The organism is Halorubrum salinarum (assembly GCF_013267195.1).
Taxonomy (GTDB): domain Archaea; phylum Halobacteriota; class Halobacteria; order Halobacteriales; family Haloferacaceae; genus Halorubrum; species Halorubrum salinarum.
Map to the genome: position 1 here is coordinate 655,717 of NZ_CP053941.1, position 18,887 is coordinate 674,603.

General features: G+C 68.0%; 18 protein-coding genes. 1 reads left to right on the forward strand and 17 read right to left on the reverse strand.

What is annotated here, in order from left to right; translation table 11 throughout:
- Positions 1-25: 25 nt before the first annotated feature.
- The 17 genes from HPS36_RS03435 to HPS36_RS03515 form a co-directional block, all read right to left on the reverse strand.
- A complete protein-coding gene (locus HPS36_RS03435; protein WP_173228508.1) occupies positions 26-850 on the reverse strand; it encodes an NAD(P)/FAD-dependent oxidoreductase in 825 nt (274 codons plus the stop codon).
- Between the two features lie 178 nt (positions 851-1,028).
- The gene (locus HPS36_RS03440) at positions 1,029-1,205 is read right to left on the reverse strand and encodes a hypothetical protein (protein WP_173228509.1); all 177 of its coding nucleotides are present in this window, start codon (positions 1,203-1,205) and stop codon (positions 1,029-1,031) included.
- The gene (locus HPS36_RS03445; protein ID WP_173228510.1) at positions 1,206-2,441 is read right to left on the reverse strand and encodes an ABC transporter substrate-binding protein; all 1,236 of its coding nucleotides are present in this window, start codon (positions 2,439-2,441) and stop codon (positions 1,206-1,208) included. It abuts the gene before it with no gap.
- A 193-nt stretch (positions 2,442-2,634) separates the two neighbouring features.
- Complete coding sequence (locus tag HPS36_RS03450) at positions 2,635-2,961, reverse strand: NifU family protein (protein ID WP_053771741.1); 327 nt, start codon at positions 2,959-2,961, stop codon at positions 2,635-2,637.
- Positions 2,962-3,168: 207 nt separating this feature from the next.
- The gene (locus HPS36_RS03455) at positions 3,169-3,588 is read right to left on the reverse strand and encodes a metal-dependent transcriptional regulator (RefSeq protein ID WP_173228511.1); all 420 of its coding nucleotides are present in this window, start codon (positions 3,586-3,588) and stop codon (positions 3,169-3,171) included.
- Between the two features lie 160 nt (positions 3,589-3,748).
- Positions 3,749-4,540, reverse strand: a complete 792-nt coding sequence (locus HPS36_RS03460; protein WP_173228512.1) for a DUF7260 family protein — start codon at positions 4,538-4,540, stop codon at positions 3,749-3,751.
- A 354-nt stretch (positions 4,541-4,894) separates the two neighbouring features.
- Complete coding sequence (locus tag HPS36_RS03465; RefSeq protein ID WP_173228513.1) at positions 4,895-6,103, reverse strand: ABC transporter substrate-binding protein; 1,209 nt, start codon at positions 6,101-6,103, stop codon at positions 4,895-4,897.
- A gap of 1 nt (position 6,104) precedes the next feature.
- Entirely contained in the window at positions 6,105-7,364 is a 1,260-nt protein-coding gene (locus HPS36_RS03470) for an ABC transporter substrate-binding protein (RefSeq protein ID WP_173228514.1), read from the reverse strand.
- Between the two features lies 1 nt (position 7,365).
- On the reverse strand, positions 7,366-8,598 hold the full coding sequence (locus HPS36_RS03475) for an ABC transporter substrate-binding protein (protein WP_173228515.1): 1,233 nt from the start codon (positions 8,596-8,598) through the stop codon (positions 7,366-7,368).
- A 101-nt stretch (positions 8,599-8,699) separates the two neighbouring features.
- Positions 8,700-9,620, reverse strand: a complete 921-nt coding sequence (locus HPS36_RS03480) for an ABC transporter ATP-binding protein (RefSeq protein WP_173228516.1) — start codon at positions 9,618-9,620, stop codon at positions 8,700-8,702.
- Positions 9,620-10,750 carry a FecCD family ABC transporter permease gene (locus HPS36_RS03485; protein WP_173230779.1) on the reverse strand — a complete coding sequence of 377 codons (1,131 nt, stop codon included), beginning with the start codon at positions 10,748-10,750 and terminating at the stop codon, positions 9,620-9,622. The genes HPS36_RS03480 and HPS36_RS03485 overlap by 1 nt, the downstream gene beginning before the upstream one ends.
- Positions 10,747-11,778 (reverse strand): NAD(P)/FAD-dependent oxidoreductase, encoded by a 1,032-nt coding sequence (locus HPS36_RS03490; RefSeq protein WP_173228517.1) that lies wholly within the window; start codon positions 11,776-11,778, stop codon positions 10,747-10,749. Before HPS36_RS03490 ends, HPS36_RS03485 begins: the two co-directional genes overlap by 4 nt.
- A gap of 3 nt (positions 11,779-11,781) precedes the next feature.
- Positions 11,782-13,065 carry an ABC transporter substrate-binding protein gene (locus tag HPS36_RS03495; RefSeq protein ID WP_173228518.1) on the reverse strand — a complete coding sequence of 428 codons (1,284 nt, stop codon included), beginning with the start codon at positions 13,063-13,065 and terminating at the stop codon, positions 11,782-11,784.
- 2 nt (positions 13,066-13,067) lie between these two features.
- Positions 13,068-14,315 carry an ABC transporter substrate-binding protein gene (locus tag HPS36_RS03500; RefSeq protein WP_173228519.1) on the reverse strand — a complete coding sequence of 416 codons (1,248 nt, stop codon included), beginning with the start codon at positions 14,313-14,315 and terminating at the stop codon, positions 13,068-13,070.
- Between the two features lie 60 nt (positions 14,316-14,375).
- On the reverse strand, positions 14,376-15,374 hold the full coding sequence (locus HPS36_RS03505; RefSeq protein ID WP_173228520.1) for a HEAT repeat domain-containing protein: 999 nt from the start codon (positions 15,372-15,374) through the stop codon (positions 14,376-14,378).
- 107 nt (positions 15,375-15,481) lie between these two features.
- Positions 15,482-16,396 (reverse strand): serine/threonine-protein kinase RIO2, encoded by a 915-nt coding sequence (locus HPS36_RS03510; protein ID WP_173228521.1) that lies wholly within the window; start codon positions 16,394-16,396, stop codon positions 15,482-15,484.
- Positions 16,397-16,683: 287 nt separating this feature from the next.
- Positions 16,684-17,925 (reverse strand): transposase, encoded by a 1,242-nt coding sequence (locus HPS36_RS03515; protein WP_173228522.1) that lies wholly within the window; start codon positions 17,923-17,925, stop codon positions 16,684-16,686.
- Between the two features lie 217 nt (positions 17,926-18,142).
- Between HPS36_RS03515 and HPS36_RS03520 the strand changes: the two genes are divergently transcribed.
- Entirely contained in the window at positions 18,143-18,706 is a 564-nt protein-coding gene (locus HPS36_RS03520) for a transcription initiation factor IIB (RefSeq protein WP_268898306.1), read from the forward strand.
- Positions 18,707-18,887 lie beyond the last annotated feature (181 nt).

The following is an 18,887-nucleotide window of genomic DNA, read 5'->3' on the forward strand; positions in this document are numbered from 1 at the left end:
GTGTCGCTCCTGGTCGCTGGGTCGGTCACTCCTCTAGGCTCGGGTGCGTCTCCTGCGGGTCGGGGTGCGGCTCGGCGAACCGGTCGCGGGCCGCGTCGAGCGCGGCCGCCTCGCGCGCCTCGCGCTCCGCGGCGTCGATCTCCTCGCAGCCCGGCGGCACCTCGCGGTCGCGGTCGGTGAAGTACCCCTCGGGCGCGACCCAGTCGTGGTAGAACGGCACGTCCGCCGCCTCCAGCAGCGTCACGGCGACCTCCGCGCCGTGGCCCGCGCACACCGCCGCCTGGTGGGGCTTGCGGGCGAGCCGCCCGGCCGCGTACAGCCCGTCGACGCCGGTCCGGCCGCGCTCGTCGGCGTCGACGTACGCCTTCCCGCGGTCGACGATGTCGACGCCGTCGAGGTCCTCTAAGTACCCGACCTCGTTTTTCGTCGCCGCGACGACGTGCCGCGCCCCGATCCGGTCCCCGTCGTCGGTGGTCACGGCGAATCGGGCGGCCGCGTCCTCGCCGTCCCCGCCTGCGGCGTCGGGTTCCCCGTCGGCGAGCGCGACCTGCGTGACGCGGGCGTCGAGGCGGTCCGCGCCGGCGGTCTCCGCCTGCTCGCCGAGCAGGTCCAGCAGCCGGCGCGCGTCGACGCCGAGCGGGAAGCCGGGGAAGTTCTCCAAGCGCGCGTTCCGGCGGAGGATCGAGCCGCCGGGGTCGACGACGAGCGTGTCGAGCCCCTGCCGGGCGGTGTAGACGGCCGCCGAGAGCCCGGCGACGCCGCCGCCGACCACGACCACGTCGCGCTCGGCCGCGTGCGCTCCGGCCGGGGCGTCCGACCCCTCGGCCGGGCCGGTCGCGTCCGTCGTCATCGCTCGATCACCCGTCTCCGCTGGGATGCGGCGGTCCGGTTGCGATTGGAGTCCATACCGGTCGACGCGGCCGCGACGAGATACGGGCTTCGGTCGCGGGTCGCGATACGGGCGCGCGCCGAGCGGTCGTCGCCGTCGGAGGGGTCCGAACGGCCGGAGCGCTCGGTGAAGTCACCGGTCATCGGCGGACTCTGACCGGTCGTTCGGCGGCGATGAAGGGCTCGTCGCGGTCGGTCGCGGCGAACGCGATCCCGTCGGTCTCGCCGCGCTCGACGCGCCACGTCGGCAGTTCCGGGATGCCGTGCGCCGTCGGGTCGTCGTTGATCGCCGCGACGGTCCACTCGCGGGCGCGCATCTACAGGTCCCCGTTGATCGCGTCCGCGACCCGCTGCCGGTCGAAGAGCCGCTCCGCCTCTGGGATTTCCGGGTACGGGCCCTCCTCGTAGCGGGGCCACTCGCCGAACGCCTCGGGGTACAGCTGCTTCGCGGTCATCTCCAGCTGGAACAGGTTGAGGATCGGCCCCTGGTACCGGGCGCCCTGCGGGTGGACTCGGTCGTTCCTGACCGCCGTGACCTCGGAGCCGACCGGGTCGTCCTCGAAGGCGGCCCGCCGGCCGGCCATGTCGGTCCCGGGCTCGAAGCCGCCGAGGTAGAGGATCACGTCGGGGTCGGCCTCCAGGATGGTCTCGAAGTCGACGACCGTGCCGGACTCGACGCTCCCCTCGAAGGCGTCGCGCGGCCCGAGCGGGCGCGTGTGCGACGTGAGGAAGCCGGGGTTGCTCAGCGTGTACGCGTATATCTCCTCGACGTCCGCGGCGGCGATCATGATCGCGGTCGGGCGCTCCGACTCCGGCGGGAGCCCCGCCTCGATCGTCGCGAGGAGGTCCTCCCGGACGCCCGCGAGCGCCTCGTAGCGCTCGCGCTCCCGGAACGCGTCGGCGACGATCTCGAACTGCTCCCAGAGGCCGTAGTACTGGTAGCCCTCGGCCCACTCCGCGGGCGGCTCCTGGTGCCGGTCCGAGAGCGAGTTGCCGAACCACGGCGAGACGCGCTCGCCGATCTCGTCGATGTCGTCCCGGCTCCACGCGTCCTGTCGCGTGATCCACGCCGGGTCCGCGAGGTGGACGTCGCTGTTCAGTTCGTACAGCTTCTCCTTGTCCGGCTGCCACGAGGAATAGAGCCCGGACCAGTCGAGCGAAACGCCGGGGAGGCGCTCGACGAACTGGTTCCAGAGGCCGTCGTAGTAGTCCGGAGCGTGGAGGGCGGTGACGTCGTTCCCGCGGCCGAGCGCGAACGCCATGCCGGCGTGGTGCGTGAGCCGGGTGAACACCGTCTCCGGCGGCGACTCGAACGTCACCTCCCCCGTCGGCGAGATGGACGCGGTGTAGCTCCCGTCGTCCGCGGAGGAGTCGCCCGATCCGTCCGAGCCGCCGTCCCCCGAGCCGGCCTCGTTCCCGCCGTCGTCGGTCGAGTTCGGGCCCTCCGGCGGCTCGCTTCCGGCGCAGCCTGCGAGCGCTCCCACGCCGGCGACGCCGCAGTACCTGATCGCGTCGCGTCGGGTCGCCCCGGACCGCTCTGCGTCTGAGTCCATGTGGTTTAGGCCACCCTAAAGAAATAAATCGGTTTCGAATCTTAGGCGGGCCTAAAGAGTTCGGCGAGTCGGGGGAAACCGCGCCCGAACCGGCCGGTCGAGGCGGTGGTCGAGCGCGGTCACGGGGACCGGTCGGGGTCCGTGGTTCGAGCGCTCTCCCCGAAGGCGGGGACGGACTCGTCCGGTTCCCCGGTCAGAACGGCGGGCTGTAGTCCTCGTACTCGTCCATCTCGTCCATCTCGTCGGTCTTCGACGGCATCACCGCGGCTCGCGGACCGCCGGACCGCACGACTTCCACGTCTTCGAGGCCGTCGACGCTCTCCGGCAGGCGGCGCTCGATGGCCTTCATCGTCATCGGGGCGATACCACAGCCCGAACACGCGCCGCCGATGGCGACGGTCGCCGTTCCCGCCTCCTCGTCGACGTCGCGTATCTCGAAGCTGCCGCCGTGCTGCTGGATCTGCGGGACTTCGTTGCTCAGGTAACTCCGCGTCTGCCGTTCGAGTCCTTCTGCGCTCATTGCGTTCTCACGTTCGACGCATAGTATCATAAAACTGTGGTATTAGGGTACCCTAAAAACACGCGATAGAGGCTATATATAGGATATATACCGATATTCCGCTGATAAGTAATTACGTTCTGTTATTTTTCGCACCGCCTAAAACGGGACGGCGGTCGGTACCGGTCTGCCGGATTCGGCCGGGGCGAGGGCGCGTCCGGGCCTGGGTCAAGACCGCTCGTCGTCGGTCGTCGCCGACGCGTCGTCCGCGTCGGTTCCCGTGCCATCGCCCGTCTCGACGGGGAGTGTCTCCGCGAGGCGTTCGGCGACGATCGGACTGACGAGCCCCGCCACCCGCATCGCCTGACCCTCCGAGTCGTCGAGGTCCAAGACGCTCCGGAAGAACCACGAGACGGTCACGTAGGTCTCGTGTAGCTCCGCGGCCCGCTCGCGTCCCGCGTCCGTCAGCGTCGCGCCCTCGTACGGTCGGTACTCGACGAGGCCGTCGTCGTCGAGCCGCTGGAACGTCTCGGTGACCGTGGCCGGCGACCGGTCGAGCGCCTCGGCCACCGCGCCCGTCCCGATCGGCTCCCCGTTCCGATGCCCGAGGATGTACACCGCCAAGAGGTACTGCGGGGCGCCGGTCATCGCTCGCCCCCTCGCGTCTCGCCGTCGGCCCCGGTCGACGACGGTCCGTCGGCGTCGTCGGCGCCGTCCCCTTCCTCACGCCCGTCACCGGGACCGAAAGTCGCGAGGAACGTCCAGGCCCACGCCTGAGCGCGCCGACCTCGCGGTCCGCTTCCCACGGTCATACCCTCCGAACGAGGTGTCTCCGCACCGCCCGCTGGCAGTCGTCACACGTCGCGTCGAGCGTCGCGACCGTCGACAGGACGGGGTGATCGACGGGGAAGTCGCGGTAGAGGTACGGCGGGAGCCGCCGGTGAGCGACGGCGGCCTCGGCCCCGTTGCTCGTCGTGCCGTTCAGAAACTCCTGTCGGCGCCGCGCCAAGTCCGCACACCGCGATCGGAGCTCGTCGAGCGTCTCGTGTCGCGTCTCGAGCGCCCCGAAACCGAGCGCCGTGAGCGGCGTCTCGTCGAGGGCCGCGAGGCGCTCGACGACGGCGTCGACGGCGTCGGCGGCGTCGGACAGGTGCGCCGCCTCGCGGGCGAGCGCCCCCTCGAGCGCCTTGACCTCGTTCCGACGGGCGGCCGTCTCGGCGACGACCGTTCGCTTCAGCTGCGGACTGAACGAGGCGTCGGTCGCCGGCGAGAGCGCCAGCGCGATCGACTCGGTGAGCTCCGAGCGGACCGTCTCCAGCAGCGACTCGTCGCCGGATCCCTCGACGTCGTCGAGGCTGTGTGGCCGGACCGTCTCTTCGAACGCCCGACGGACGTCTCGGCAGCGGGCGTCGCCCGCCGATCTCACGCGGTGTTCCGTTCCGGTGACGGCGGCGCCCGTCGACGCGACCGGCGTCGGATCGGTCGATATCGACCGAACGCGGCGGTCGAACCGCTCGAACGCCGTCCGTTTCGCCTCGAGGGCCTCCCGCTCCGTCCGAACGCGGGTCCGAGCGCGTTCGACGTACGTGTCGACGCTCATCCCAGGGCCTCTCCGTCGACGACGGCGACCGCGATCCGTGTGGCCGCGCTCGTCCGTCCGACAATGTCGGTCCGTACCATGGTTCAGGCGTTGTTCGGACGGCCGGCCTCGGTCCGCCGACCGGGCGACGTGCTCGCGCGGGTCCGAACGGTTCTCCGAGTCGATCCGGTGTCGGTGCGGTTCCCTCCGAGCATATGTTTTAGGCCAGCCTAAAAATACAAGAAAGTACCGGTCAGTACGCCCCCGAAACGGGACGCGTCGTCACGGTCCGCTCCACACGGAGTCCGCGCTCGCGGCCCGGCCGCGGGCCGGTCCCCCCGGGTGTGACCGCGGCGCGGAAACGTCCGCCCGCGGTCAGGCGTCGCCGGTGACAATGGCGCTCACCGCGTCGCGGTCGAACAGTTCGCCGCTGTACGTGTCGGGGTACAGAAGCGTCGCGAACCGCTCCGTCAGGAACAGGTTCTGGATCGGTCCCTGATATATCGGGCCGCCGCGGTACACCGCGCCGCTCTCGACGGCGGTCAGTTCGCTTGCGACGCTGTGTTCCTTCATGAACGCCAAGACGGTGTCCTCGAACTCGGCGCGGGTCTTGGTCTCGTGGCCGCGGACGAACAGCGCGTCGGGATCGACCTCCAGCATCGTCTCGTAGTCGATCTGTCCGCGGTCGTCCGTCGAGAGGCCCTCGACGCCCGTCCCGGAAAGCGCGTCCGAGACGCCCAGGTCGCGGAAGTGCTTCTTGTTAGTCCCCTTGTCGGTGAGGCGGTACGGCGAGAACTTCTCGGGCGCATCGGACCCGGCGAAACACAGCAGCCCCGCGGGCCGGGCGTTGGCCGCCGGGAGGTCCGCCTGGACCCGCGCGAGGAGGTCGTCGTGGAGAGACGCGAAGGCCCGGAAGCGGTCGCCCTGCCGGAATATCTCCGCGACCTTCTCGAAGGCCTCGTACATCGTGTAGTACCGGTAGTCGTGCCACGGGTCGGTCCGACGGAAGTTCGCGTTGCCGACGAACGGCGCGACGTTCTCCGTCAACTCCGTCACGTCGCCCTCGTCGAGTCCGAAGAAGGAGTTGTTGAGCAGCCACTGCGGGTCGGTGAGGTGGACGTCGCTGTCGAGCTCGTAGTACAGCTCCTTGTCGATCCCCTCGTCGTACAGCTGCGTGACCTCGCCTTTGTCGACCGAGACGCCGTCGAGCTCGTCGTAGTACGACGTGTGGTACCGCGACTTGACGCCGACCGCGGCGAGGCCGTCGGCCTGTCCGAGCGCGACGCCCATGTCGGCGTAGCCCGGGAAGTACGACTCCCACGTCTCCGGGACGCCGTCGAATGCGACCTCGCCGACCGGCGCCATCTCGACGCTGTACTCGGTGGTGTCGGTCGTCTCGTCGGTGCCGTCAGAGTCCGCGGTCTCGTTCGTCGCACCGCCCGTCTCGTTGGCCGGGGGCGTCGCGTCGTCGTCGGAGCCGCCGGTACAGCCGGCGAGCAGCCCGCCGCCGACGACCGCGCCGCCGAACTTCACGTAGTCCCGCCGGGTCGATTCTCCGGTCGTGGTGATGTCGTCGTCGCTCATGTCAGGCGTCTCCGTTGATGATGTCCGCAACGCGCTGTCGGTCGAACAGCCGCTCGCCGTCGGGGATCGCGGGGTAGGCGTCGCCGTGGTCGTAGCCGGGCCACTCGCCGAACCGCTCCGGGTACAGCTGCTTCGCGGTCATCTCCAGCTGGAACAGGTTCATGATCGGGCCCTGAACCGGGTTCCCGGACGGGTAGAACCGGTCGTTCTCGACCGCGGCGAGTTCGCTCGCGACGGGGTGGTCCGCCAGCTCCTCGCGGACCGCGCCCACGTCGTAGTAGGAGGCGATCCCGAACTGGTGGAGGACCACGTCGGGGTCGACCTCCAGCAGCGCCTCGTGGTCGTACGTCGTCTCGTAGGTGACCTCGTCGCCGGCGAAGGCGTCGGGGGCGCCGAGCGGTCGGACGTGCGCGTTCGCGAACCCGGGGCCGTCGGTCCGCGAGGGGTAGTAGGTCCCGTCCATGTAGATGAGCGTCGCGACCGTTGGCCGGTCCTCGGCCGGCGGGAGGTCGCTCCGGACCGTCTCGAGCAGGTCCTCGCGGACCGCGTCGAGCGCGGCGAACCGCTCCTCCTCCCGGAAGACGGCGGCGACGCGCTCGCCGATGTCCGGGAGCGCGTAGTACTCGTACCGGTCCCGACACGGCTCCGGCGGCTGCGAGCGCCGCCGGCTGTAGATGTTCCCGAACCACGGCCCGACGTTGTCGCGGATCTCGGCGACGTCGTCCTCGGTCCACCCGTCGAAGGAGACGAACAGGCAGGGATCCGCGAGGTGGAGGTCGCTGTCGAGCTCGTAGAGCAACTCGCGGTCGACGGAGATGCCGCCGCCGGAGCCCGTGTTGAGCTGCGCGAGCCCGTCGCGGTCGAAGGAGACGCCGTCGAGGTCGGCGTAGTAGGCGTCCAGCGTGTTCCCGCCGGCGTCGGCGTCGAAGCCGAGCGAGTTGACCGCGTCACCGTGGCCGAGCGCGACGGCCAGGTCGGCGTACAGGAGGCTGTAGACCATGATGTCCTCCGGGACCGCGTCGAACGCGACTTCGCCGGCCGGAGCCATGGTCGCCGTGTAGCCGGGGTCGGCCGTCGAGCCGTTCGAGTCTCCCGTCGCGTCGGACCCTTCCGTCGCGTTCGACCCGCCGGTCGTCTCGTCGTCGGTCGCGTTCGACCCGGGGCCCTCGGAGCCGCCGGTACAGCCGGCGAGCAGGCCCCCGCCGACGACCGCGCCGCCGTACGTCAGGTAGTCGCGTCGGGTCGGAGCGTCGTCGCGCATCTCAGTAGTCCCCGTTGACGATGTCCGCGACGCGCCGGTAGTCGAACAGCCGGGCCTCGGGGTCGGAGAGGGTCTCGATCCCGTTCCACTCGCCGAAGGCGTCGGGGTAGAACTGCTTTGCGGCCGCCTCTGTCTGGAAGAGGTTGATGAGCGGCCCCTGATACGACGTGCCGCCGCGGTAGAGGCGGTCGTTCTGGACCGCGGTCAGCTGCTTGCCGACCGGGTCCTCGCGCATCGCGTCCATGCGCCGCTCGAACTCCTCGGCCGAGACGTGCGAGAAGCCGTACTGGAACAGCAGGGCGTCGGGGTCGACCTCGAGGATCTGCTCGTAGTCCCACTCGGCGTAGCCCCCCTCGATGGCGTCGTCGAAGGCCCCGCGCATCTCCACGTCCCGGTACTGCTTGTGACCGTTGCCGTCGTTGACCGGGTACGCGTAGAAGGTACCGTTCTCGAAGTCGGAGTTGACCGAGAGGAGCCCGACGGTCGGCCGCTCGGCCTGGTCGGGGAGTCGCGACTCGATGTCCGCGATCAGCCCGTCGTGGACCGACTTGAGCGCCTCGTAGCGCTCGCGCTCTTGGAACACGTCGGCGACGACCTCGAAGGCCTCGTACAGCGAGTAGTACCGGTAGTCGTGCCAGTCCTCGCCGCGGCGACGGATGGAGTTGCCGACGATCGGACCCACGTTCGTCGCCACCTCCTCGTAGTCGGCGTCCGTCCACGTGTCGTCGAGGAGGCTGATGAAGTTCGGGTCCATCAGGTGGACGTCGGCGTCCAGCTCGTAGAACGACTCCTTGTCGATCCCGCCGTCGCCCATGAGCTGGGCGACGCCGTCGAAGGAGACGTCGACGTCGGGGAGGTGGTCGAAGAACCCGAGCGGCCAGTTCTCGGTGAAGATCAGCCCCTGAAGCCCGTCGAGCTGACCGAGCGCGATGCCCATGTCGCCGTACGTGCTGAAGTACGCCATCCAGCGCTCGGGCACCGCGTCGAACGCGACCTCGCCCATCGGGGCCATCTCGACGGTGTAGCCCGCGTCGGCCGTCGACTCGGCCGCGGCGTCGTCGTCCGAGCCCGCGGTCCCGTTCGTCGCGTCGGACGTCTCGTTGCCCTCGGGCGCCGAGCTGTCGTCCGAGGTGCCCGCGCAGCCGGCGAGCACTCCCGCGCCGACGACCGCGCCGCCGTACTTCACGTAGTCTCGCCGGGTCGGCGCCCGACGCTGGCTTCGTTCGTCTGCCATATTTTTAGGTCGACCTAAAAATTGAAAAGGATTCTGATCCGTCGATCCCCGACGGAGCGCCGTGCGCCACCGATCCGGGATCGACCGCGCCGGTCGCGAGCCTACTCGTCGCCGCCGTCGGCCCGCGCGACGCGCTCGCTCGGGCGCTCGCGGTCGTCGTCGTGCCGGGCGCGGAGCGGTTCGATCCGGGGCCCTCGCGGCGTCCGGTCGACCGCGGCGTCGATCTCGAACACCTCGGCGAGCAGGTCCTCGGTGACGACCTCCTCCGGCGTGCCGCGGGCGCGGATCGCGCCGTCCTTGAGCGCGACCACGCGGTCGGCGACCCGCGCCGCCTGCTCGATGTCGTGGAGGACGACGACCACGGTGACCTCGCTCTCGTCTCGGAGCGTCTCGATGATCTCCATCACCTCCATCTGGTGGTGGAGGTCGAGGAACGTCGTCGGCTCGTCCAAGAGGAGCACGTCCGTGTCCTGCGCGAGCGCCATCGCGATCCACGCGAGCTGTTTCTGCCCCCCGCTCAGGCTGCCGACCTCGCGGTCCCTGAGGTGACCGCAGCCCGCCAGCTCGATGGCGCGGTCGACGGCCGCCTCGTCCTCGTCGGTCGTCGTCTCGAAGAACCCGCGGTGCGGGTAACGTCCGTGGTACACCAGGTCCTCGACGGTGATGCTGTTCGGCGAGGTGCTCTCCTGCGAGAGCAGCCCCATCGTCCGTGCGAGCTCCTTCTTGTCGAACGAGCCGATCTCTCGGCCGTCGACGAGCACCGAGCCGGCGTCGGGCGCGAGCTGGTCGGCGAGCCCCTTCAGCAGCGTGCTCTTGCCGGACCCGTTCGGACCCACGAGCGCCGTCACCGCCCCGCTCGGGGCCGTGATCGACTCGCCGTCGACGACGGGCCCGTCGCTCGCGGGGTACGAGAGGACGAGGTCCTCCCCGTCGAGGCGACCGCCGGCCTCGGCGTCCCGACCCGCGTCGGCCTCGGTCTCGGTCGGGCGCTTCGACTCGCCCGCGGTCGGTTCGAGCGCCATCAGATCTCACCCATCCGTTCCTGTCTGCGCATCAGGTAGAGGAAGTACGGTCCGCCGACGAGCCCGGTCACGATGCCGACCGGGATCTGCGCGTCGGAGCCGACGAGCACCGCCATGCCGAGGCGCGCGCCCACGTCGGCGGCGACCAGCAGCGCCGGGCCGGCGAACAGGCAGCCGATCACCAGCTTCCGGTAGTCGCTCCCGACGATGTTGCGCACCATGTGCGGGACGATCAGCCCGACGAAGCCGACGATTCCCGCCACGGCGATGCTCGCGGACGCCGCGAGCACCGCGACGCCCGAGAGGGCGAACCGGACCTTCTCGACGCTCATCCCGAGCGAACTGGCCGTGCGCTCGCCGAGCAGCAGGACGTTCAGCTGCCGGGAGCTGACCAAGGCGAGCAGCATCGCGACGGCGGTCCACGGCAGGGCCATCCGGACCTGCTCCCAGTCGGTGCCCGTCAGCGACCCGGTGGTCCAGGAGATGGCCGACTGGACGACGCCGATGTCGTCGGCGAAGAAGAACAGCGCCGTCTGGAGGCTGCTGAACACCGTCCCGACGATGACCCCCGCGAGCACGAGCCGGACGGGCGAGGTGCCGTTCTTCCACGCGATGGCGTAGACGACGAGGAACGCGACCGCGCCGCCGACCGAGGCGATGAGCGGGAGGAACGCCGCCAGCCCCGAGAACACGACGAGCGTCAGCAGGATCATCAGGCCCGCGCCGGAGGAGACGCCGAGGATGAACGGGCTCGCCAGCTCGTTGCGCGTGACGGCCTGGAAGATGGCGCCGGAGACGGCGAGGTTCATCCCCACGAGCATCGCGACGAACACCCGCGGCAGCCGGATGTTCCAGACGATGAGGCTCTGTTTCCCCATCTCCGGGAGCTCGGCCCCGAGGAGGAACGCTCGCCACGCCTGCGCGTCGAAGACGACGCGGGGGTCGAACACCGCCTGCCACGCGTCGACGATCGTCATCGAGAACGCGCCGAAGCTCACCTGAGCGAGCCCGCCGAGGACGACGACCGCGAGGCTCGCCGCACACAGCGTGAACAGCGAGCCGTCGAACCAGCCGAACCACTGCTCGCGCCAGCCGGCCGCCCCGGCGGAGGTGCCCGTCGCCACGGTCAGGATCCCCCCAGCGTCGCGCCGAGTTCGGCGGCGCGGTCCCGAACGCTGTCCTCGTCGACCGCGTCGAGCAGCGTCTCGTCGTCGACGCCGTCGAGTAGCGTTTCGGTGTCGACGGCGTCCAGCAGCGTTTCGGCGTCGAGGGCCCCGGCCACTCGGTCCGCGTCGAGGTGCGACGCGAGCGCGGCCTGCCCCTCGGCGGCGCGCTCCTCGATCTCGTCCGGCTCGACGTACGACGAGAGCGACTCGTCGATGGCCGCGGCGCGGACGCGCCGGTAGCGGTCGGAGTCGGTGTCGACGGGCGCGTCGTCGCCGTAGTGGTCGTCGAACCACTCGGTCCACCGGTCGCGGTCGTTCCACTCGTCGTCGAGTTCGGCCTCTCGGCGCACCCAGTCGACGCCGTCCGCGACCGCTTCCCACCAGCCGTCGTCGATCCGGGCGTCGGCGATGACGCGGTGGGCGACGCGGGCGCCGCGGCCGGCGGCCATGATCGCCTGGGTGTCTGTTTCGTCCGAGGGCGAGGCGACGTAGAGCCCGTCGACGGGCGTCGTCCCGTCACGGTCGGGGTACTCGCGGTCGAACCAGTCGTGCTCCTCGTCGCCCTCCTCGTACGTCTCGAACATCGCCGCGTCGTCGTCGAGTCCGCGCAGGTACGAGCCGTCGTAGCGCGTCGCCGCGATCACGCGGCGAGCGGTGACCGGGTCGCCCTCCTGCGGAGTGACGACGAAGCCCTCGCCGTCGTCGGCGCGGGCGACCGACTCGACGAGGTCGGAGTCGATCTCGCAGCCGGCGGTCTCGGCGTGGTCGTGGATCAGCCCGTACAGCGTCTCGATGTCGATCCCGGCCGGGAAGCCGAGGTAGTTTTCGAGGTGCGCGCAGCGCTTGAGCGACGACCGGCCGCGGTCGAAGACGACCGTGTCGAGCCCCTCGCGGGCGCAGAACACGGCCGCGGAGCAGCCGGCCGGGCCGCCGCCGACGACGGCCACGTCGCGGTCGCAGTCGTGTGTCGCTTCGGGGTCGGTGGTGCTCATCGGTCAGATGTCACCGTTGACGATGTCTCGGACGCGCTGGCGGTCGAACAGCCGTTCGCCCTCGGGCACGTCGAGTGGCGCCTCCGTGTCGACTTCGCCGAACTCCTCGGGGTAGAACAGCCGGGCCGTGAGCTCCGTCTGGAAGGCGTTGACCAGCGGGCCCTGCTCGGCGGTCGGACCGGGCACGACGCGCCCCTCTTCGACCGCAGTGAGTTGGCTCCCGACCTCGTCGTTTTCCATCGGCGCGACGAACTTCTCACGGAACCGCTCGGCGTCGAACGCCCCGTCACCGCCGAAGGTGACCGACCCCGTGGTGACGCCCCAGTGGACGACGATGACATCCGGGTCCACTTCGAGCAGCGTCTCGTAGTCCGTCTTGCCGTACTGGCCGGTCTCGACGCCGGCGAAGGCGTCAGCGTCGACGAGTCCGAGGTCTCGGTAGGGCTTCATCTCGTAGCCGTTGTCCTCCAGATACAGCGCGTAGAACTCGCCGTTCTCGGGCGAGGAGCCGGAGTTTATCAGGCCGATGGACGGTGTCTCGCCGTCGTCGGGGAGCCGCGATTCGACCTCGGACTGGAGGTCCTCGTGGAGGTCGAGCCACGCCTCGGTCCGGGCCCGTTCGTCGAGCACAGTTCCGACCTTCTCGAACGCCTCCAACATCGACGGGGCCCGTTCGGGGTAGCCCATCTCCTGTTGCCAGTCGCTTCTGATGCGACGGTTGTGGCAGCCGAAGAACGGCCCGACGTTCGATTCGATCTCCTCGACGTCGGAGTCGTCCCAGTTGTCGTCCCAGGCCTGGATCAGGTTGGGGTCGATGAGGAACGCGTCTGGGTCGTGTTCGTAGAGTACCTCCTTGGGGATCCCGCCGTCCTGCCACAGCGGTGGCCAGTCGTTGTCGTAGTCGATGTCGAGCCGGTCGTAGAAGAGCGTGGGCGCGCTCAGTCGGTTTGTCTGGAGTTTGTCCGCCTGACCGAGCGAGACCACCATATCGGCCCACCCCATGTTGTACGTCGTGACCGCCTCCGGGACCGACTCGAACTCCACCTCGCCGACGGGGAACATCTCGACCGAGTACGAGCCGTCCTCGGCCGTGTCCGCCGACCCGTCGTCGGTCGAGGACCCCGTCTCGTTCGTCGAGCCCGTCTCGGTGCCGTTCGAGTCCGGCGTCGAACCGGACTTGGATCGGCCCGCGCAGCCGGCGAGCAGGCCGCCGCCGACCACCGCGCCGCCGTACTTGACGTAGTCGCGTCGGCTCGGTGCCGTCGTGTCGGTGTCGTCGTCGCTCATGGTTAGAACTCCCCGTTGACGATGTCCGCGACGCGCTGCGGGTCGAACATCTCACCGAGTCCGCCGGTGTTTCCGGGTTCCGGCGGCTCGCCGAACAGGTCGGGGTAGATCTGTTTCGCGGTGAGTTCGATCTGGAAGATGTTGATGATCGGTCCCTGGAACGCGTCGCCGCTCGCGTAGAGGCGGTCGTTCTCGACCGCGGTGAGCTCCTTCCCGACCGGGTGCTCGTCGAGGGCGAAGAACGCCTCCGTCGCCTCGTCGGGGTTCTGCCAGTCCGAGAAGTGGAGGAGCACGTCGGGGTCGGCGTCGAGCATCGCTTCCATGTCGATGAGCGCGCTGTCGGACCAGCCGCTCCGGGGACCGCTGTCGAACTCGGAGAGCGCGTCGTTCGCCCGCAGCGGCCGGGTGTGCGCGTTCTGGAATCCCGGCTCGTTCAGGTGGTACACCCAGAAGGCTTCCTTCTTCTGATCGTACCAGACGACGCCGACCTCGGGCCGCTCCGACTGCGGCGGGAGGTCCGCTCGGATGTCCGCGACCATCTCGTCGCGGACGGCCTTCAGCTCTGCCCCGCGCTCCGGCACCTGATACGCCTGCGCGTACTTGTCGACCAGTTCCCAGATGGTGTAGAACTGGTAGTCGGACGCGCTGTCGGGCGCGATGTTCGTCCGGCTGTGGTAGTTGGCGAAGAACGGGGCGATGTTGGACTCGATCTCGTCGAAGTCGGCGTCGTCAAACGAGGACCAGCCGCCCATCCACACCGGGTCAATGTGGTGGACGTCGCTGTCGAGCTCGTAGAACACCTCCTTGTCGACGCCGTCGTCGTAGAGCTTCGTCAGGTCGCCCGTGTCGAGGGAGACGCCCGGGAGCTCGTCGTAGTACTGCGCGCTGTAGTTCTCGGGGAAGCCCAGCGACGAGATGACGTCGGACTGGCCGAGCGAGACGAGAATGTCGGCGTCGTGGTTGGAGTACACGGCCGCCGTCTCCGGGACCGCGTCGAACTCCACCGTACCGGCCGGCGACATCGTCACCGAGTACCCGGTGTCCTCGGTCGACTCCTCGGCGCTCGTCGTCCCGCCGTCGTCCCCCTCCGTCGTCTCGTTTTCCGTCTCCGGGTCGTCGTCCGTCGGCCCCGACGAACTTCCGGCGTCGGACGTACAGCCGGCGAGCAGGCCGCCGACCCCGACGGCGGCGCCGTACTTGACGTAGTCCCGTCGAGACGATTCCAGCCGGTCAGGCCGTTCATCTGCCATACGTTTTAGGCTCGCCTAACTATTCAAAAGAGTTCCGAATCTTTAGGCCGGCCAAAATTGTCAGCGAGGCGTCCCGCAGCGCGGGCACATCGGCGGGCCGCCGTCGGCGAAGTCGAGGCCGCAGTGCGGGCAGGCGCCGTCGTCGGGGGCCGTCATCGCCGCGACCGCGTCGGCCGTCCCCTCCCGGACCGACTCGACGGTGCCGACGCCGGACACGGGATCTGACGCCGGATCGGCCAGTCGGCGACGGTGGAACTCCGCGCGGTCGAGTAGGAAGGACGGCGCCGCGTCGGCGTCGACCTCGTCGAGCGCGTCGCCCGCGTCGACGCGCTCTCCCGGCGGCTCGGTTCCGGCGAGCAGGCCGAGCGCCTCGGCGGCGCGGCCCCTAACGTACGCGCTCTCGTCGCGGAGGCGCTCGCCGAGGGCGGCCTCGGCGGCCGTCAGCCGCTCGGGGTGTTCACAGCCTATCGCGACCAGCGCGGTACAGAGGTGGTAGCGCACGAGTTCGTCGTCGGCGTCGAGGTGCTCGGCGAGCGAGTCGACGTGGTGGCGGAGTCGACCGGGGTCACCGAGCGCGACGTGCGCTAGCGCCTTCGCGAGCTTCTCTTTCACCTCCGGTTCGTCGAACTCCAGTCCGACGCGGAGGTCGGCCAGCGTCGCCGGGTCCGCGACCGCCTCGGGCGACTCGACGGCGACGTACCCGAGCGCCTCGGCGCAGCGGGCCCGGACGTAGTAGAACTCCGCGTCGTCCGCTAGCCGCGCCCCGAGCGAATCGACGGCGGGGGTCACGGCCTCCGGGGCCGTCCGCGCGAGCGCGACGAACAGCTTCGCGGCCGTCAGCCGAACCGCCCGGTCGTCGTCGGTCAGGAACGACGTCAGCGGCTCGGCGGCCGCCTCACCGAGGCGGGTCCCGTCGTCGACCGCGTCTCTGACGGCGCGCAGCGCGCGCTTACGAGTCTCGGCGTCGACTGCCTCGAGGCGCGCGACGGCCGCGACGACCGCCTCGGCGTCCCCCTCGGTAATCCGGGCGGCGAAGCGGTCGGGGTCCGAGTCCTCCATGAGCTATTCGGGAGTCTCGCGAGCGACCGGTTTCAACGCGGTGGTTCCGCGTCGGGCAGGACCGTCGTCGTACTGCCCGATAGGAATTGTATATCGCGCTATCTGATTTATCGGTCGTCGAACGCCCGAACGCTGTCGAACGAGCCGTCGGCGATAGCGGCGGCGATACCGTCGATATCGGCCTCTCGGGGCACTTCGTGGGGATACTTGCGAGCGAAGTACCGCGTGAGGTTCTCGACGTCGCGTTTCAGGAAGTCGCGCGCGTTCTCGTGGTCGACGGGCACGGCCTGGGGCCAGTCGAAGATGGTCACGCCGCTCTCCGCGACGGCGACGTTGTGTTCGGAGGCGTCGGCGTGGACCCAGCCCAGGTCGTGTGCGGTCGCCAGCTCTCGGAGGATCAGATCGAGGACCCCAACCGCCTGCTCCGGGTCGAGCTTCGCGCGCGACAGCTCCACGCCCGGGAACTTCTCCATCACGATGGCGTGCCGGTTGTGATCGACCGGCCGCGGGACGCTCACGTCGGGGTACAGTTCCTCCATCGCCTCGTACTCGCGTTCGGCCGCCTTGCGTGCGGTGTAGAGCCACGAGACGTGGTCGCGGTCGGCGGTGTACTCGCGCTCGCGGTTCACCTCGCGGAAGTTGGTGTACCCCTCGCGGTGGTACTTCAGGGCGAGCGGCCGGAACGACTGCGCCTCGTACACGTCGCCCTCCTTGCCGAGCCCCAGGGGCGACCCCACGCCGTCGATGGTCTCGCGCTCGGCGAACGTCCGGAGCGCCAGCGCGTCGTACCCCTCGAAGGTGAGCTGATACCCCTCGTACTGGATCGTCTTCCGCTCGATCAGCTCCCGGTCGAGACACCGGTCGATCCGGTAGTCGACCTCCTCGCGCGTCAGGTCCGCGTAGTCGGGGAGCTTGTCGCGGCGCACCCACTCCGAGAAGCGCATCCCCTGCTCGACGCCCGAGAGGAGGTAGAAGTCCTCGGGGTCGAGCTCCGCCATGTCGCCGGCGACGTTTCGCACCATACGCGCCCCTACTCCGGCGATTCCTAAAAGGGACGCGCGTTCGGGATCGGTGGCCGATAAATCTCATACTGCGATAGCAAATCTATATCTCGCCGCTCCACAGTTTCGGAGGATAGGCCAGTTTCAGGTCGAATTAGCATCAAGTCGTGGTGATTCTCAGCGGTCGGAGATCGATTTTGAATCCTTACTCTCGAACTACCGGACGAGCGTACGAAATTGCGTGAATTTTGGCGCTGCTGAATACGGTTGTCACTCTTGAGCGGCGGACCCAGCGAGAGCTCAGCCGATTAGTCGTGCGGGATCAACGCCGAGGCAACGAGCTCAACACACTCACCCGCAGTCAACACGGGTGCGTAGTCCATCTCTCCGTCGACACCTGCTTTCAGCAGGAAGTCGGTCAGCCGCCAGATATTGTACAAGAGGACCGCGAACACGAAGTAGAACAAGCGAACGCGGTAGTCTTTCGAGGAGGTCTTGGCGAGAAAGTCACCTTTGATCGATTTGTACTCACTCTCGATCTGCCACCGGCGGCTGTAGCGCTGACAAAAGGTCTCGGCCTCCTCCGGACCGACTCGGAGACTCGTCGCGAAGACGGCCGTTCCCTCCCCACTCGTTGACGGCACGTACAGCAGCCGCATTGGATGCGATCCAGATTCCACATGGACAGAAGCCGACTCAACAGCCACCTCTTGGTCGTCTTCCCACATTTGTTTGAGTACATCCCGTTCAGAGCTGGAGACTCGCTTCGGAATGAGGTAGTTCACATCGAGGTTTGAGAGCGTCTGAAACACGCGTATCGAATCGAACTCCCGATCACACAGCACTGTCTCGATTGGAACATGCTCTTTCGCTCGTCGAACGAGTCGCCGAACAGTACGATGGATCTGATTCGACGGGTTCTCATCCCACTCAGAACTCTCTCGAACCGGCTCGACAGCTAAGACCAGCGGGATGTTCTGTCCGATGATCGAGAGGGTCGCAAATTTAAACGCTCGACCGTCTCTGTCCTTCGTTCCACTGACCATCGGCATCCCTTCGACATCCCCGTAGTAGGGAATGGTCGTGATATCGATCGCGGCAGTGACTGGCCGGCGGAACGATGCTTCAGAAGCAATCACGGAAAGCAAGCGATCCGTTGTCTCGTTGAAGCCGTCGACGAGCTCGTCAGGATCGAACTGCTTGACGGTGCGAAGGTGGGTATCGCCATGCGAGCTGTAATCCTCGCCACGCCGGTACTGAAAGCGAGTAGCTCCCTGCGTGGCTCCGCACCGAACCATTCCCATGAATGTCTGTAACTCGAAAAATTGCGTGTCCTCGTACGAGGCGTTCGGCGCCCGATCAGAGTCGAAGTGTCCGAAGGCGTGATCACGCGCGAGGCGCGTTGTCTGAACAATCCCCTCCTGTGAGAAGGATTCGTCTTCTACTGAGTCTGTATCTTCTTGCTCATTGTCGACGATCTCTGCCTTAGACCGCACCTCCGGCGCTGAGATGCTGCGATCATGGACTTCTTTGACAACGGATACGAACATCAAACTGTACACGCCGAACGACACCGGCGATGAGGACTCCCGCGTCGGACCAGCAAGCACGAACCTCTTACACGATAAGGGGTTGTCGACGATGATTGGGTGGCAAAACACAGATGCGAAGGGGAACGCGCTGTCAGGAGAACAGCGACAACAGATGCGTCGCCTCCGACGGTGGGATGAGCGCTTCCGACGGCGCTCATCTGCGGATAGGAATCTTATGTATGCACTCGGTGAGATCAACCGCATGGCTTCCGCGCTTGGTGCGCCGGACAGCACCCGAGAGACAGCAGGCGTCATCTATCGTCGCGCACTTACGGACGGACTCGTTACGGGTCGAGCCGTTGAAAGCGTCGCCACTGCGGCGCTATACGCGGCGAGTCGCATGGACGGTGTCCCGCGCTCTACCGACGAGGTCTCGGCAGTGAGCCGCGTCGAACAAATTCGCGTTGAGCGGGCATATCGACACGTCTCACGTGAACTCGGGTTAGAAATCGCCCCGACAGACCCCCGTTCGTTCATCGGACGGATCGCGTCGGACGTGGAGTGTACGGACGCGACAGAGCGAGAGGCACGACGTCTCGCCGGAATAGCGGTTGAAAACGGCGTTCACAGCGGGAAACATCCGGTAGGCATCGCCGCTGGGGCATTGTACGCGGCCGCTAAGCGATGCGATGAGTCGCTCCGACAGACAGATATCGCTGATGCTACGGACGTGAGCGAGATGACGATACGGAACCGGTATCCTGAGATTTTGGCCGCAACAGATACCGAGGATGAGTAGACACAGTGAATGACAACGCTGCCACCGAACTCAGAGGCGTATCTGGCTAACCCACATACAAGCTTGCTGCTGTATGGCGATTCAGCACAGCCTCTTACCCACAAATATCCGATTCTTTTGTTCGATGCCGGACTGTTCCGCCAAAGAAAATAACTTTTCTTCGACTGACTGAAACCTGTCG

Bases quoted from the DNA above. Each gene is read 5' to 3' on its own strand.
- HPS36_RS03435 (WP_173228508.1), bottom strand. From the start codon at position 850: ATGACGACGGACGCGACCGGCCCGGCCGAGGGGTCGGACGCCCCGGCC.
- HPS36_RS03440 (WP_173228509.1), bottom strand. From the start codon at position 1,205: ATGCGCGCCCGCGAGTGGACCGTCGCGGCGATCAACGACGACCCGACG.
- HPS36_RS03445 (WP_173228510.1), bottom strand. From the start codon at position 2,441: ATGGACTCAGACGCAGAGCGGTCCGGGGCGACCCGACGCGACGCGATC.
- HPS36_RS03450 (WP_053771741.1), bottom strand. From the start codon at position 2,961: ATGAGCGCAGAAGGACTCGAACGGCAGACGCGGAGTTACCTGAGCAAC.
- HPS36_RS03455 (WP_173228511.1), bottom strand. From the start codon at position 3,588: ATGACCGGCGCCCCGCAGTACCTCTTGGCGGTGTACATCCTCGGGCAT.
- HPS36_RS03460 (WP_173228512.1), bottom strand. From the start codon at position 4,540: ATGAGCGTCGACACGTACGTCGAACGCGCTCGGACCCGCGTTCGGACG.
- HPS36_RS03465 (WP_173228513.1), bottom strand. From the start codon at position 6,103: ATGAGCGACGACGACATCACCACGACCGGAGAATCGACCCGGCGGGAC.
- HPS36_RS03470 (WP_173228514.1), bottom strand. From the start codon at position 7,364: ATGCGCGACGACGCTCCGACCCGACGCGACTACCTGACGTACGGCGGC.
- HPS36_RS03475 (WP_173228515.1), bottom strand. From the start codon at position 8,598: ATGGCAGACGAACGAAGCCAGCGTCGGGCGCCGACCCGGCGAGACTAC.
- HPS36_RS03480 (WP_173228516.1), bottom strand. From the start codon at position 9,620: ATGGCGCTCGAACCGACCGCGGGCGAGTCGAAGCGCCCGACCGAGACC.
- HPS36_RS03490 (WP_173228517.1), bottom strand. From the start codon at position 11,778: ATGAGCACCACCGACCCCGAAGCGACACACGACTGCGACCGCGACGTG.
- HPS36_RS03495 (WP_173228518.1), bottom strand. From the start codon at position 13,065: ATGAGCGACGACGACACCGACACGACGGCACCGAGCCGACGCGACTAC.
- HPS36_RS03500 (WP_173228519.1), bottom strand. From the start codon at position 14,315: ATGGCAGATGAACGGCCTGACCGGCTGGAATCGTCTCGACGGGACTAC.
- HPS36_RS03505 (WP_173228520.1), bottom strand. From the start codon at position 15,374: ATGGAGGACTCGGACCCCGACCGCTTCGCCGCCCGGATTACCGAGGGG.
- HPS36_RS03510 (WP_173228521.1), bottom strand. From the start codon at position 16,396: ATGGTGCGAAACGTCGCCGGCGACATGGCGGAGCTCGACCCCGAGGAC.
- HPS36_RS03515 (WP_173228522.1), bottom strand. From the start codon at position 17,925: ATGTTCGTATCCGTTGTCAAAGAAGTCCATGATCGCAGCATCTCAGCG.
- HPS36_RS03520 (WP_268898306.1), top strand. From the start codon at position 18,143: ATGTATGCACTCGGTGAGATCAACCGCATGGCTTCCGCGCTTGGTGCG.